Raw genomic sequence first — 15,200 nt, 5'->3', positions numbered from 1 at the left:
TGCTACAAAATACAATCGGTTTAATATGTTTTTCTCGTTAACTGCCAATTCAATAAGTTACTTTTGAGATTTTACTTTTATTTTTTTTGGTGGAATCACTGAAGGCTCCAGCCCTTTTTCTTTCATTTTTAAAGCCACCGCCGATTCCATTTTAAGCCGCATGAACCTTGAACGTCCATCCAAAAATCTGGAACGCAACTCTTTCACCTCATTATTCAGTCTCGCTATTTCATATACTTTTTTATCGGCACTGTGTGAGCTTGCAATCATTACAATAGCCAAAACCGATATAAAAATGATAAACCTCCAATTTTTAAAGGAGTCATCGCTCACTAAAAATGTTCCTTTTAATATGCCGTATACTTTTTTCTTCATTTACAACTTTTCAGCTATGCGTAACTTGGCACTTCTTGCCCTATTGTTCAATGCAATCTCTTCTTTGGATGGTACAATCAATCCATTAACTTTTTTAAGCGGTACTTCAAAATTCCCATAAATATCACGCTCAGGCTCACCCTCAAACATACCATTTCTTATAAATCGTTTTACCAATCTATCTTCCAAAGAATGGTACGAAATCAAACTTAAACGCCCCCCAACACACAGCAAATCAGACGCCTGCAACAAAAACTCCTTTAGTGCTTCAATCTCCTGGTTCACTTCAATCCGAATAGCTTGATATATTTGCGCCAATACTTTATTTTCATGTCTGGGCGGCAAAAACTTTTTAAGCACCTGTTTTAATTGACTACTAGTAACAATTGGGTTTTGCACCCTATATCCAACAATCAACCTTGCCATGGCTGGAGCAGCTCGCAATTCCCCATATTGCAAAAACACATTTTTCAATCGCTCCTCATCATAGTCATTGACTACATGATATGCCGACAATTCACTTTTTTGGTTCATCCGCATGTCCAAGTCAGCCTCAAAACGAGTTGAAAATCCACGTTCAGCCACATCGAACTGATGGGACGACACTCCAAAATCAGCTAAAATCCCATCAACTTTCTTAACTCCATAAAATCGCAAAAAGCGCCTAACATACCTAAAGTTTTCATTAATTAGTGTGAAACGAGGGTCGTCTATTTTATTTTTAAGAGCATCCAGGTCTTGATCAAAAGCAAACAACCTTCCCTCATCACCCAACCTATTTAATATTTCCTTACTATGTCCTCCTCCCCCAAAAGTCACATCCACATAAATACCATCTTCCTTAATATTCAACCCATCCACGGTTTCCTTTAACAATACAGGGCTATGATACTCCATAATCGTCATCATCATGTCCCATTACCTCTTCAGCTAAATCGGCAAAATCCAAAGCAGCATCACCTATGGCTTGCTCATAAAGATCTTTATCCCATATCTCAACAATATTAATGGCCGAAGCCACAACAATATGTTTTGAAATATTCGCAAAAACCGTCAAATCCTTTGGAATCAATAATCGACCATTAACATCGACCTCAACCATTTTAACCCCAGCAGTAAAACGACGGATAAAATCGTTGTTCTTTTTCTTAAACCTATTAAGTTTATTCACCCTTTGCATTAGGTTTTGCCACTCTTGCATAGGGTACAATTCCAAACACTTTTGAAACACCGAACGTCGCAATACAAAACCTTCTTGCAAGACAGGAGAGAGCTGCTTTTTTAGCGCAGCAGGCATCATTAATCGCCCCTTAGCATCAACTTTGCATTCGTATGTCCCTATTAATGAGTCCAATTAAGTTGGTTGGAATTTTGGTGTTTAAGTTTCAAATATATTGAAAAATTTACCACATTTTACCACTTTATTCCACTTTGTTGATAAATTTTCGTTTAAATGCACCCTAAAACCGATTTTTCCAACCCAAAAACAGTTTTACCCTTAACAATCAAAAGGTTAAGAACACATCTAGAAAAAGTTGAACTTTGTTAATATCTAGACGACTTCAATTATTCTTTGATAGTGAATTAAAATGATTGTAATATGAATGATTTAACTATATTTGTTTTTAATGTAATGACCAACTGATTAATGACGCACCGTTTAAAAAAGGAAAAAAATTACAGTTATATTGAAGCAGGTGAAGGCACTCCAATTATAGTGTTACATGGGCTTATGGGTGGTTTGAGTAACTTTAGCTCTGTCTTAGATTTTTTTAGCACAAAAAATTATAAAGTCATTATTCCTGAGCTTCCCATTTACACTATGTCCTTACTTAAAACCAATGTTAAAAGTTTCGCCAAATACTTACATGAATTTATAACCTTTAAAGGTTTTGAAGAAGTTATTTTATTGGGCAACTCACTTGGCGGACATATAGGGTTGTACCACACCAAACACTATCCTGAAAGAGTTAAAGCCCTTGTTATTACTGGAAGTTCTGGACTATACGAAAGTGCAATGGGTGGAGGTTACACTAAACGTAGTGACTACGAGGTAATTAAAAAGAAAGCTCAAGAAGTATTTTATGATCCTGCAGTAGCTACCAAAGAAATTGTAGACGAAGTTTATGAAACGGTTAATGATCGAAATAAACTTATAAAAACCCTTGCTATTGCCAAAAGTGCCATCCGCCATAATATGGCCAAAGATTTGCCCAATATGCCGACCCCAACATGCATTATTTGGGGAAAAAATGACAACGTAACCCCTCCCGAAGTTGCTCGAGAATTTAATGACCTATTACCCGATTCTGATTTGTTTTGGATAAATAAATGTGGGCATGCAGCCATGATGGAACACCCCGATGAGTTCAACCAAATTATGAATGCTTGGTTACAGAAACGAGGATTTTAGTAACGCCAAAAGACTAATAATTGCCTATGGGCTATGGAAAAAATCCAAATTCAAATTTTAATCATTGAACTTTGAACCAAAAGCACCATGCATATTAAATCTGCCGAATTTGTAATGAGCAACTCCAATGTTGCTAAATGCCCTAAAAGCATGTTGCCTGAATATGCTTTTATAGGCAGGAGTAATGTAGGTAAATCGTCTCTCATTAACATGCTCACAGGTAGAAAAAGTTTAGCCAAGACATCTGGAAGACCTGGAAAAACACAGCTTATAAACCATTTTTTAATCAACAAAAACTGGCATTTGGTCGATTTACCAGGTTATGGATATGCCCGGGTATCCAAATCAGCAAAGAAAACCTTCCAAAAGTTTATCACCCAATATTTTGCCTTACGGGAACAACTGGTAACCGCTTTTGTTTTAGTTGATATACGGCATAAACCCCAACCCATTGATTTAGAGTTTATGCAATGGCTAGGTAAAAATGGTGTTCCATTCTCCATCATATTTACTAAAGCCGATAAACTTAAGCCTAATGCGATTACAAGACATGTTGACGATTACAAGGCAGTACTTTTGCACACTTGGGAAACCATACCCAACTACTTTATTACCTCTTCCTCTAAAAACATGGGGAAAGAGGAGATATTGAATTATATAGATGAATTAAACGGGAATATGATTTTAAACCTCAATTGATATCTATTCAATTATAAGGCTACAAAATAGTCGTGTTTAAAATGAATCGAATGGACATTGGGGGCGTTCCTTTTACTAGGACATAAAATTTAAGAGAATTTCTTACAAAACAAATTCTGAAAGAAAAAACGTTGAGCAGGTAACGCCTTAATAATTCATTATTTCTATTTTCTCAAATTGAAATCCCTCACATTAAACAATCAGCCAGTTTCATTTATTAAATTAGCACCCAATCAATACAACAGGGCATGATCAAACCGTCATCCCTTTACATCCAACGCATCCCTAAGGGCATTCCCCATTAACATAAAGGCCATAACCAACCCCATGATGCACAAACCAGGAATAATGGCTAAATAGGGTTTTCCTAAAACAATGTAATTGTAATGATCTTTAATCATGGCACCCCAACTCGCCATAGGGGGCTGTGCTCCAATACCCAAAAAACTAAGTCCGCTTTCAATTAAAATGGCTGCTGCAAAATTAGCTGCCGAGATCACAATTACTGGCGCCAAAATATTAGGTAAAATGTGTTTGGTAATAATCCTAAAATCGTTAAACCCTAAAGCCCTTGCCGCAGTAACATACTGCATTTCCTTTACACTTATTATTTGTCCACGTACCACTCTAGCGACCTCAACCCACATGGTCAAGCCTACCGCAATAAAAACTTGCCAAAATCCCTTGCCTAAAGCCAAGGTTATGGCAATAACCAATAAGAGCGTGGGAATAGACCAGGCAACATTAATAACCCACATGATAACAGCATCTACCTTTCCTCCAAAATATCCCGCAATACTACCCATAAACACCCCTATTACTAACGAAATAAAGACAGCTACAAAACCTATAAAAAAAGAAATTCTTGCACCTACCAACACCCTACTCAACAAATCCCTACCATACTTATCTGTGCCAAACAAAAAGGTTTTTTCTTTTATAAACTTGCCAACCGACTGGGTTGGAAATACTACTAAATCAATAGTTTTTTCCACTCCTTTTATCCCATCAGAGGCATACTCAGTATACGTCAACACGTTATCCTCTACTCTGTAGTTGGAAATAGGCACTTTGGTATCAGAGCTTTTAATTCCAAAAAACAGTTTGCTTAAAGTATTTTGTTCTGTTTTTGTTTGCGAGGGTATGGTCAACATCATTACCCTAAACCCAGGCTGTTTGGAATGAATGGATAAATGCATTTGGTTGGCATGTTGGGTATTATCTGGTGCCAAGATATAGGCAAAAATAGAAACCAAACCTACCAAAATGATAAAACCAAAACTAAAAACGCCCCAAAAGTTGCTTTTAAACTTTTGGAGCGCTAATTGCTTTAATGAGCTGGGTCTATATTGACTCATACATGTTTTAATTCTTCATTTTATCGGAAGTGGTCACAACACGTTTCACCCCAAAAGAGCGGTTTAAATCTTCGAGAACGTTTAGTGCTTCTTCTATATATACGTCCTGACTTAAACTTTTATGCCAACGCTCCCTTTTTTCTTGTAGGTTGGTAGTATCCGACTCAAACAAAGCCTTTTCGTAAGGCAAAGATTCAAACGTTAAATTGGTTTTATAATCTGCAATGGCATTGAATTTTTTAGCTTCATCCTCATTACGGTCCAATTGTGCCTTATAAGTATTATAGTTTAAGGAATAAACAGTTTCGTCAATCTTATTTTTTACCCATTTGGCATTTTCTTCAATAAGTTTTAACTGTCCATTGTTCTTCATACGCTCGTTACTATTACTTATAGCTTCATCGTAATCAAAATAATTGTCCCAAACCTTATAATCGGCCGGATCAATTTCATCATAGGGTAATGGATTATCCTTATCCTTTTCGCCCACTTCAATAAAACTAAAACGTCCCGGCACCTTTACATCACTTTTAACCCCTTCCAACTGTACGGAACCACCATTAATTCTATAATACTTTTGAGTAGTTAACGCCAATGCTCCCAAATCGCCTTGAGTATTGTTACGCAATATGTTGTTAAGATCAATTACATTTTGAACGGTTCCTTTACCATAAGTCTGTTTACTTCCTATGATAATAGCCCGCTTATAGTCTTGCATAGCAGCAGCCATTATCTCCGATGCTGAAGCCGATATTTCGTTAACCAATATCACGAGAGGCCCATCCCAAACTATCGATCTGTCCCTATCACTTAATACTTCTTTCGATTTACCTGACGAACGCACTTGAACTACAGGACCATCCTTAATAAATAATCCGGCCATATCCACAACAGCAGGTAAGGATCCACCGCCATTATCCCTTAAATCCAAAACAAGACCTTTCATACCTTCTGCTTTTAATCGCTCTATTTCGAGTTTAACATCTTTAGCGGCGTTCAAGGTTTTGTAATTTTGAAAATCGACATAAAAAGAAGGTAAATTAATTACGCCATATTTATGGCTATCCTTTTCAACAACCGATGCTTTAGCGTAGGTTTCATTTATTTCAATAACATCCCGAACGAGAGTAATATCTTTAATAGTTCCATCTATTTTCTTAATTGTTAAGGTCACTTTAGTTCCCTTAGGTCCCTTTATATACTTAATGGCATCGTTAATACGCATCCCAACAATATTAACAGGAACATCTTCATTTTCCTGTTTCACTTTTAAAATAACATCCTCTACTTCCAATTGATTGCTTCTCCATGCAGGGCCTCCAGAAATGAGCTCTACTATTTTAATATAGTCCATACGTTTTTGCAAGCGTGCTCCAATACCTTCCAACTTACCAGACATGCGCTCATCAAAGTTTTCTTTGTTCTTAGGCGCTAAATAATAGGTATGTGGATCGAACTCACTAACTATGGCATCTACATAAACAGCAAACCATTCTTCTCTGGTTAGGTCATCAACGTTATCATTAAAATAGACTTCTATTGAATTTAATGTTGCTTCCCTAGCTTCTTTTTCAATCTCTGCTTCTGTTTTAGAAACATAAGAAGGATTTTTTTCTTTTGCTACCTTTTCATCCATCATCAAATCATCATAATTGGTAAGTGTAGAAAACTTTAACTGCTTTCTCCATCGATCCCTCATTTGCTTTTTGTTTTTTGCAAACCCAACTTTATCGTAGTTAGTTTCAAAAGTTTCATCTATGGTATAATCAAAAGGTGTAGAGAGGACTTCTTTATAAATTTCCTTAGCCTCAGCTATTCGTTGTAATAAACGCTCGTGCACCACATTAAAAAAAGTAACATCAACTTCCTTTAGTTGATCATCTAGACTCCACTTATAACGCTCAAAATTTTTGATATCCGATTCATAAAAGTAACGTTTCACAGGGTCAATGGTACCAATATAATCTTCAAACAATTCTACAGAAAAATCATCGTCCATCTCAATAGGATCAAAATGACCTTGTTGCAATACGTAACTAATAATACGAACCAATAATCTATCCTTATCGGGATTATCAAATGTTTTAGCAGTAAAACTACAGGAAGCAAATGCCAATAATAGCACCAACAATAAAACTTTATAATTCCTTTTCATCATTTTTTTCACCATTTAATAATGTCTTTCTTTATATAATATAGCTTTATATTTTTTACTAAAATAAAGAAAAAACTATGCCAACAGACGCTATTAACACTAAATTTTTGTTAAACCAAAGAAATATGGCCTTTACCTAGGAAACCAAAACGATAAAACGTTATTGAACGCTACAAGAATCATTCTTTCAGTATTAAGTCCTTTACTTCCATATAGAATAAAGCTTCATTACTATGCTAAAACTAACAAAACACAACCTCTAAAAAGCAATGAAAAAAACAGATGAAATTGTGTATTTTAGCGATGTAAAATCAACTATAATGAACAAAAAGCCCTTAATTTTAATTACTAACGACGATGGTATAAATGCCTCAGGTATTCGTACTTTAATAACCATAATGAAAACAATTGGCGAAGTTATTGTAGTTGCACCGGACAGTCCACAAAGTGGTATGGGACATGCCATTACCCTAGACTCTACGCTTTATGCTGAAGAGCTTCACCATAATGAAGGCGACCATAAAGAATATAGCTGCTCTGGAACACCGGCCGATTGTGTTAAGTTGGGTATAAGGGAATTATTGGACAGAAAACCCGATTTGTGTGTTTCTGGAATTAACCATGGCTCTAACTCATCCATCAATGTTATTTATTCAGGCACCATGAGTGCAGCTATTGAAGCTGGCATTGAGGGTATTCCCGCTATAGGTTTTTCGCTATTAAATTACAAATGGAATGCTAAGTTTGATTCTTGCATCCCTTATGTAAAAACTATCACAGAAAATGTATTGACCAATGGTTTGCCCAATGGAGTGGTTTTAAACGTTAATATTCCAGATATATCAGAACAGGCTGTTAAGGGGATTAAAGTTTGCAGACAAGCGCGTGCCAATTGGGTTGAGGAATTCGACAAGCGAATTAATCCACAAGGCAAGGATTACTATTGGTTAACGGGCAAATTTGTAAACTTGGATCATGGTGAAGATACCGATGAATGGGCATTGTCCAACAATTATGTATCGGTGGTCCCGGTACAATTTGATTTAACGGCACATGAGCATATTAAACATATTAGAAACTGGAAATTTAAATTATAACATTGAAATAGATGAAAAAGGACATTTTTATTGGCATATTTGTTGGCTTGGTTGCAAATGCAATAGGCTTATTTTTTACAGCCACATTGTTGGGACAGGGAGATGACTTTATTAAAGTTATCCAAGCAGCTGCAAACGAAGGCTTTTTAGGGAAGCTTATTAGTCTAGCCGCTATTTTAAACTTGATTGCCTTTTTTGTATTCATTAAAAAAAAACAAGATTACCGTGCACGTGGTGTGTTGCTAATAACAGTTTTTATAGCAGTATTTACATTTGTCTTTAAATTATTCTAAATTTAGCTAACTGATTCAGCATATTATATTTTAATCAAAAAAGGAAACGCACAATAACGAAAATAACAGCCAACAATCATTAATTCAACAGCCAACAATCATTAATTCAACAGCCAATATTAACAACTAATGAAGTATTACATTATAGCAGGTGAAGCATCAGGAGACTTACATGGCTCCAACCTTATGAAGGCTTTATTGAAAAAGGATGTTAACGCCAATTTTAGATTTTGGGGCGGTGATTTAATGCAGGCTGTTGGCGGGTCTTTAGTAAAACATTACAAGGAACGGTCCTTTATGGGTTTTGTTGAAGTCCTTAGAAATCTATCGAAAATTTTTAAAGATATTTCCCTGTGCAAAAATGATATTGAAAGTTACTGTCCAGATATCATTATTTTTATAGACAACTCTGGTTTTAACCTGCGTATTGCCAAATGGGCCAAACAAAAAGGTTACATAACCAACTATTATATTTCACCACAAGTTTGGGCTTCTCGTGTTAAGCGAGTACATGCGATAAAAAGGGATATCGACGCCATGTATGTGATATTGCCTTTTGAAAAGGCTTTTTACAAAACCTATGGTTACGATGTTACCTTTGTTGGCCATCCACTAATTGATGCAATTTCAGATCGAAGACAAGTAGACGAGTACGCATTTAGAAAACAGTATTTGTTGAACGACAAACCTATTATCGCCTTATTACCAGGAAGCAGAAAGCAAGAAATAACAAAAACGTTGTCGGTGATGCTTAGCTTAGTTGATGATTATCCCAAATATCAATTTGTAATTGCGGGCGCTCCTAGTCAAGATTTCGAGTTTTATAAACCATTTATCTCGAATTTTAATGTGGGCTTTGTGAATAACAAAACCTACGATTTGTTAAGTATCTCTAATGCTGCATTGGTGACATCGGGAACAGCCACTTTGGAAACAGCTTTGTTTAAAGTACCCCAAGTAGTTTGCTACAAAGGCAGTAACATTTCATATCAAATTGCCAAACGTATTATTACCCTTAAATACATTTCGTTGGTAAATTTAATAATGGATAAAAAAGTAGTGACAGAACTTATTCAAAAGGATTTTAACACTATGCAGCTTAAGAAGGAATTGGATATTATTTTAAATCCTGACGAACGCACCAAGTTTTTCTTGGATTATTATGACTTGGAAAAAAAATTAGGAGGTAAAGGTGCCAGTGGAAAAACAGCTGATCTAATTTTTAAATCGATTCAAAACTTAAGATAGGAAATGCGAAAAATTTTAGTGCTTCTTCTCATCATTTTAAGTTTCAGCAATTGTAAATCTTCCAAAAGGGCTAAAGCTTTTAAAACCAAAACTTTTACAGAAGGGCTAAAAAATTCCGAAGAAAATACCAACACATCTACTACTTTTAAAATAGTTAGCTTACAGGACAGTATTGCAAACTATGCTAAAAATTTTGAAGGCGTTCGATACAAATGGGGTGGCACAACAACCTCTGGCATGGACTGTTCTGGTTTGGTGTTTGAATCTTTTAGGGCACATCACATTTTTTTGCCTAGAATTTCTAGGGACATGGCAAAAAAAGGTTATAGAATAGCATTAAAGAATATTCAAAAAGGTGATTTACTTTTCTTTAAAACCAGTAAAAGCAGACGCCATACCATTAACCATGTTGGTCTGGTTATTGAAGTAAAAAACAGGGATATTACATTTATCCACTCAACCACTAAAAGAGGTGTTATCACATCATTTCTTTCTGAAGCCTATTGGTCCAATACGTTTTTTGAAGCAAGGCGTTATATAGATTAATTCCCGATAATACAGTCATTACATTTTTGAAAGCAATACTCTTAAAATTAGGATATTTCTTTATATTTATACAGTATGCGCCTACTAAATTTTACTATAATAAAATTAACCTTTTGCTTAATCATAGGTATAATAATTGGCTATTACTTTTCTATTGGTTATAAAATCCTAATTTACAGTATTGTTTTTCTGTTTTCTGCAATATTATTTCTTTTATTAAAAAGTTATCAATCATTTAAGAGAAGTATTTGGTTTGGAGCTTTTAGTTATTTAACACTAATAACATTAGGTATTTTTACGGTTCATAGTCATAATCAAAAACAGTTTTATTCCCATTATTCCCATTACCTAAACAAATCTAATGATTCGCTTACAAAAATTACATTCAGTGTTCGTGAAGTTTTAAAACCTACTAATTATTATGATAAATATGTAGTTACCATTTTGGATGTAAATGGTAATGATGTTATGGGTAAAGTCCTTTTAAATCTTAAAAAAGATTCCCTAAAACCTTACCTAAAAGTAGATCAAGTATATAAAAGTCATACACCGTTAAAAGAAATCAATACTCCACTTAACCCCAATCAATTTAACTATAAAAGCTATTTAGAAAAACAATACATATATCATCAAATCCATATTAATAATGAGTGGCTTTTTAACACTCGCAATAAGCACCTTACAATTTTTGGTTTAGCTGATAGCATCAGAAGTCACATTAATTCCAAACTTAAAAATTACAATTTACCTCCTGATGAGGTAGCTATCATCAATGCGCTGTTATTGGGTCAACGACAGGACATAAGTGAAGCCATTTATACCAATTACACTAATGCTGGAGCTATACATATTTTAGCTGTTTCGGGATTGCATGTGGGTATTGTATTATTAATTTTAAGCTTTTTATTTCAACCCTTAGAACAATTTAAACATGGTAAGTTAATTAAAATGGCACTACTTATTAGTTTGTTATGGGGTTTTGCAATTATCGCCGGACTTTCTGCCTCTGTAACACGTGCAGTTACCATGTTTAGTGTGGTTGCCATTGCTGCAAACTTAAAACGACCAACAAACATTTATAACACACTGGCCATAAGTATGTTTATTATATTGCTTTTTAAACCTTTATTTTTATTTGATGTAGGGTTTCAGTTAAGTTATCTCGCTGTTTTTGGCATCGTAACAATTGACCCTATACTATACAAACTTTACCAATCTAAATATTGGCTAGTTGATAAACTCTGGCATACCCTAACTGTCACCATTTCTGCTCAGTTGGGTATTATACCTATAAGCCTGTTTTACTTTCATCAATTCCCTAGTTTATTTTTTATATCAAATTTAATAATCATACCCGTACTGGGATTGATTCTTGCCATAGGCATGCTTGTTATTGGTCTTGCTGTTGTAAATATATTACCAGTTCCCTTGATTAATTTTTATGTTAACATTATTCGTTCTATGAATCATTTTGTTGGTTGGATCTCAGAAAAAAAGGAATTTTTAATTACCGACATACCTTTTAACGAACTGTATGTCGTTGCAAGTTATGTCCTTATTATAACAATTGTTCGTTATTTAATTAAGCCCAGTTACTATACCCTAAGGTATGTTTTAATTGGTGTGCTTTTTATGCAATTATCTGTAATAGCTACATTTTATAAAAAACCCAATAACCAGTTTATCATATTTCAAAAGAACAAACATACCATTATTGGAAATGTCACACACAACCATATAAAAATAGCGTACGACTTAAATATAGAAGAACCAACTCATGAAAATAGCATTAAAAATTATGTGGTAGGAAATCATATTAATACTGTTGAGTTAGACTCTTTTCGACCAGTATACCTCTTAAACAAAAAAACGTTGTTGATTGTTGACAGCATAGGTGCATATAACGTAAAGTCTTTTAAACCTGATTATATTCTATTACGCCAATCTCCAAAAGTAAATCTTAATCGAGTAATCGATTCAGTAAGACCCAAACAAATTATTGCAGATGGCAGCAATTACAAATCATATATTGAACAATGGAAAGTAATTTGTAATAAAAGAAAACTCCCATTTCATAACACCAACGAGATGGGAGCTTACATTATAGATGACTAAACAATTTAACCTTCAAACTCAGGCTTAAAAGCTCTATAATAATCATTAAACTTTTCTTGAGTATCAATGGTCTTATGATCGTCTTGCTTAAACATTTTTAAATATAACTCTAATTCAGTTGGCACTTTGTATCCTCTTATTGGTGCTATCACTTTACCGGCTTCATCTATAAAAACAATTGTAGGGTAGGCACTAACTTGCAAGTAACTTGTTAATTGATGTGCGGCATTACGTCTATTAGCATTCGCAGCATTATAATTTGGATTTTCAAATGTCTTATTATCGAAGGTCACAACTTCATTTCCTTCTCCATTAAATTTAACCGCATAATAATGCTTATTTACATAGTCTGCCACATCTTTATTTTGAAAGGTATTTTTATCCAACATTTTACATGGACCACACCAATTAGTATAGACATCCATCACTATTTTTTTTGGTGTTTTCTTTTGAAGCGCCAAAGCCTCATCCAATGTTACCCAATTGATTTCCTGGGCTACCACATTAAGTGATACCAAAGCTATTATTGAAAACAATATAGTTTTGATCATTCTTCTATTTATTTATAAAATTATTTGCAACAGTCAACCATTCTTGGGCACCACCCCTAACATAGCCCGTTCTCCCCAAACTATTTAAATTCATTTTTCCATCAGGCTTCTTTTCCGGGTTTACAAAAAACACGGTTGGGTAACCGCTTACCTTAAAAATTTGTTGCAATTGATAATTTTGAACTTTAGTCGCTTGATCTAAAGCCGTTCGTCTTGGAAAATCTAATTCCATTAAAACCACGTTGTCCTTAGCCCAAGTTTGAAAATCAAGGGTCTCAAACACTTCTTTTTGAAGTCGTTTGCACCATCCACACCAATCGGAGCCTGTAAAAAACATCATAACAGGTTTATTTTCCTTTATGGCAATTTCAGAGGCCTTGGTCATATCGGTATGCCATGTTAATTCTTGAGCTACTACTAGAGTATTTACAAAAATGGTTAGCACAATAGTTGGTATAATTCTCTTCATAAATGAATATTTTTAATTTCAAATGAAATATTAGTTCCAAAATCCATTCCTAACTTACAAAAAAAGCACCTTAACAGGTGCTTTTTGAGTTTATTTTAACGTTTTATTCGATTAACGCACGCCATGCATGAGTTTTTTCAACAAAGGATTTAACATTAATGAGATCAAACCTAATGCAATAGGGATAATGGTAAATATCAAGAAGAAAGTTGATAATCCATGCTCATTGGTTATTTTTTCAATATCCCCTCCCACATAATGGGCCAATTTATTACCAATAGCTATGGCCAAGTAGTAAACACCAAACATAAAAGCCACCATTCTGGCTGGAATCAATTTACTCAAATAAGACAGCCCCATAGGTGACAAGCACAGCTCCCCTAAGGTATGGAATAAATAAGCTAAAACTAACCAAGCCATACTTAAACTAGCAGTTTTTGCTCCAGCAGGAACACTCATAGCACCAAAAGCCAAAAATCCAAATCCGACACCTAAAAGTGCTAAACCCAAGAAATATTTAACCGAAGCCTGTGGATTGAACCTACTATCCCACCATTTTGTGAATAACGGGGCAAACATGATAATAAACAATGGGTTTAATATAGCAAACCAAGTAACAGGTACCTCTGTTTCTGTGGCTTGAAATTCAATATAAAGTTTGTACAAAACAATGCCCCAGACTATAACAAAACTAGTCCCAAGTATAGCATTAGAAAGTCCTATTCTATTAAATGTTTTTCTAAACAAACTCCATAACACATATGTAATAATAGCCAATGGGACCACAGTAACAATTAAATCTACAATTTTAAAAGTTGTTGCTGCTCCGCCTTCTAATAAACGGTTGGTAAAATCTCTTGTATAAACTGGCAAAGACCCAGCAGCTTGCTCGAAAGCGGCCCAGAAGAATATAGTAAAAACACAAAATATAGCAAAAGCAATCATTCTGTCACGCTCTAAAACTATATATCTTGGAATTCTTATAATTAATAACAGAATAAATGCAATTGCAGCCAACAAAGCAAAAAACAGGGAATCCGTCATTCCTGCTATTGAAAAATTAAGGGTTTGTATATCTCCTATTTTACTTAGTGGGTCGTTAATTATGAAAATAAGAGCAGAAATTGTAAAAACCACAATTAAAATATAATCAATCGTTAAAAAGCGATTAAGTTTTACGGTCGCTTTAATTGAGTTAGTGTTGCTTTTATTGTTATTATCTTTAACTTTTAATGGCTTATCACCTATATTTCCAAAAATACTTTGGGCATAATAAAACTGAAGCATGCCTAACAACATGAAAACTCCTGCCAAACCAAAGCCATAACTCCAGCCAATTTTCTCACCTACCCAGCCACAAAGCATGATTCCTAAGAAAGACCCTGCATTCACACCCATATAAAAGATGTTGTATGCACCATCCTTTTTCTCATCATGTCCTTCATACATTCTTGAAATAATAGAGGTCATATTAGGCTTAAAAAACCCATTTCCAAAAATAAGTAATCCAATACCAATATAGAGGAATAAAGGTGTTTCTACAGCCATAGAAGCATGTCCTAAAGTCATTAGCAATGCCCCTATCACCACAGCTCTTCTGTATCCTATCTTGTTATCGGCCAACCAGCCCCCCATTAAAGGCGTAAGATATACCAGCATAGCATAAGTACCCAAAAGCGATAATGCTGCCGATGTACTCCAACCCCATCCTGGATTATCGCCTAAAATGGCTCCTGTTAAAAATATAACCAAAATGGCTCGCATTCCGTAATATGAAAAGCGTTCCCACATCTCAGTAAAAAATAGCACAAATAGCCCAGAAGGGTGTCCTAATACTTTGTCCTTAAAAAAATGGTCTGTTGAATTGTTATTCATAATATA

The 15,200-nt window shown here is 34.7% G+C and carries 15 protein-coding genes; 7 read left to right on the top strand and 8 right to left on the bottom strand.

Annotated features, from left to right (window positions below):
- Nucleotides 1-57: 57 nt before the first annotated feature.
- The 3 genes from K7G79_RS08800 to mraZ are packed head-to-tail and all read right to left on the bottom strand — an operon-like array spanning nucleotide 58 to nucleotide 1,729.
- Complete coding sequence (locus K7G79_RS08800; RefSeq protein ID WP_223551123.1) at nucleotides 58-375, bottom strand: FtsL-like putative cell division protein; 318 nt, start codon at nucleotides 373-375, stop codon at nucleotides 58-60.
- Nucleotides 376-1,272 (bottom strand): 16S rRNA (cytosine(1402)-N(4))-methyltransferase RsmH, encoded by an 897-nt coding sequence (gene rsmH / locus K7G79_RS08795; RefSeq protein ID WP_223551122.1) that lies wholly within the window; start codon nucleotides 1,270-1,272, stop codon nucleotides 376-378. It lies immediately after the preceding gene.
- The gene (gene mraZ / locus K7G79_RS08790) at nucleotides 1,259-1,729 is read right to left on the bottom strand and encodes a division/cell wall cluster transcriptional repressor MraZ (RefSeq protein WP_223551120.1); all 471 of its coding nucleotides are present in this window, start codon (nucleotides 1,727-1,729) and stop codon (nucleotides 1,259-1,261) included. Before mraZ ends, rsmH begins: the two co-directional genes overlap by 14 nt.
- Nucleotides 1,730-2,023: 294 nt before the next feature.
- Here mraZ and K7G79_RS08785 point away from each other — a divergent pair, with 294 nt between their 5' ends.
- A complete protein-coding gene (locus K7G79_RS08785) occupies nucleotides 2,024-2,788 on the top strand; it encodes an alpha/beta fold hydrolase (RefSeq protein WP_223551118.1) in 765 nt (254 codons plus the stop codon).
- An 87-nt stretch (nucleotides 2,789-2,875) separates the two neighbouring features.
- Nucleotides 2,876-3,487 carry a ribosome biogenesis GTP-binding protein YihA/YsxC gene (yihA, locus tag K7G79_RS08780; protein ID WP_223551116.1) on the top strand — a complete coding sequence of 204 codons (612 nt, stop codon included), beginning with the start codon at nucleotides 2,876-2,878 and terminating at the stop codon, nucleotides 3,485-3,487.
- A gap of 260 nt (nucleotides 3,488-3,747) precedes the next feature.
- Here yihA and K7G79_RS08775 read toward each other — a convergent pair whose 3' ends face one another.
- Nucleotides 3,748-4,845, bottom strand: a complete 1,098-nt coding sequence (locus K7G79_RS08775) for an ABC transporter permease (protein ID WP_223551114.1) — start codon at nucleotides 4,843-4,845, stop codon at nucleotides 3,748-3,750.
- A 7-nt stretch (nucleotides 4,846-4,852) separates the two neighbouring features.
- Nucleotides 4,853-7,003, bottom strand: a complete 2,151-nt coding sequence (locus K7G79_RS08770; RefSeq protein ID WP_370634200.1) for a carboxy terminal-processing peptidase — start codon at nucleotides 7,001-7,003, stop codon at nucleotides 4,853-4,855.
- Between the two features lie 317 nt (nucleotides 7,004-7,320).
- Here K7G79_RS08770 and surE point away from each other — a divergent pair, with 317 nt between their 5' ends.
- The 5 genes from surE (at nucleotide 7,321) to K7G79_RS08745 (ending at nucleotide 12,299) form a co-directional block, all read left to right on the top strand.
- Nucleotides 7,321-8,097 (top strand): 5'/3'-nucleotidase SurE, encoded by a 777-nt coding sequence (surE, locus tag K7G79_RS08765; RefSeq protein WP_223551270.1) that lies wholly within the window; start codon nucleotides 7,321-7,323, stop codon nucleotides 8,095-8,097.
- An 11-nt stretch (nucleotides 8,098-8,108) separates the two neighbouring features.
- On the top strand, nucleotides 8,109-8,390 hold the full coding sequence (locus K7G79_RS08760) for a hypothetical protein (protein WP_223551112.1): 282 nt from the start codon (nucleotides 8,109-8,111) through the stop codon (nucleotides 8,388-8,390).
- Between the two features lie 129 nt (nucleotides 8,391-8,519).
- Entirely contained in the window at nucleotides 8,520-9,638 is a 1,119-nt protein-coding gene (lpxB, locus tag K7G79_RS08755; protein WP_223551110.1) for a lipid-A-disaccharide synthase, read from the top strand.
- Nucleotides 9,639-9,641: 3 nt separating this feature from the next.
- Nucleotides 9,642-10,184: a C40 family peptidase gene (locus tag K7G79_RS08750; protein ID WP_223551108.1), complete on the top strand. Its 543-nt coding sequence runs from the start codon at nucleotides 9,642-9,644 to the stop codon at nucleotides 10,182-10,184.
- A gap of 75 nt (nucleotides 10,185-10,259) precedes the next feature.
- Nucleotides 10,260-12,299 (top strand): ComEC/Rec2 family competence protein, encoded by a 2,040-nt coding sequence (locus tag K7G79_RS08745; RefSeq protein ID WP_223551107.1) that lies wholly within the window; start codon nucleotides 10,260-10,262, stop codon nucleotides 12,297-12,299.
- A gap of 5 nt (nucleotides 12,300-12,304) precedes the next feature.
- On the opposite strand, the gene K7G79_RS08740 is transcribed toward K7G79_RS08745, so the two are convergent.
- The 3 genes from K7G79_RS08740 to K7G79_RS08730 all read right to left on the bottom strand — a co-directional run bounded on the left by K7G79_RS08740 (nucleotide 12,305) and on the right by K7G79_RS08730 (nucleotide 15,194).
- A complete protein-coding gene (locus K7G79_RS08740; protein ID WP_223551105.1) occupies nucleotides 12,305-12,850 on the bottom strand; it encodes a thioredoxin fold domain-containing protein in 546 nt (181 codons plus the stop codon).
- Between the two features lie 4 nt (nucleotides 12,851-12,854).
- Entirely contained in the window at nucleotides 12,855-13,319 is a 465-nt protein-coding gene (locus K7G79_RS08735; protein WP_223551103.1) for a thioredoxin family protein, read from the bottom strand.
- Nucleotides 13,320-13,430: 111 nt separating this feature from the next.
- On the bottom strand, nucleotides 13,431-15,194 hold the full coding sequence (locus K7G79_RS08730) for a peptide MFS transporter (RefSeq protein ID WP_223551101.1): 1,764 nt from the start codon (nucleotides 15,192-15,194) through the stop codon (nucleotides 13,431-13,433).
- Nucleotides 15,195-15,200 lie beyond the last annotated feature (6 nt).

The sequence above is a fragment of the Aestuariivivens sp. NBU2969 genome (genome assembly GCF_019931125.1).
GTDB lineage: Bacteria > Bacteroidota > Bacteroidia > Flavobacteriales > Flavobacteriaceae > Aestuariivivens > Aestuariivivens marinum.
The sequence above is the reverse complement of the archived record's forward strand: the minus strand, read 5'-3'. Positions and strand labels throughout refer to the sequence as shown.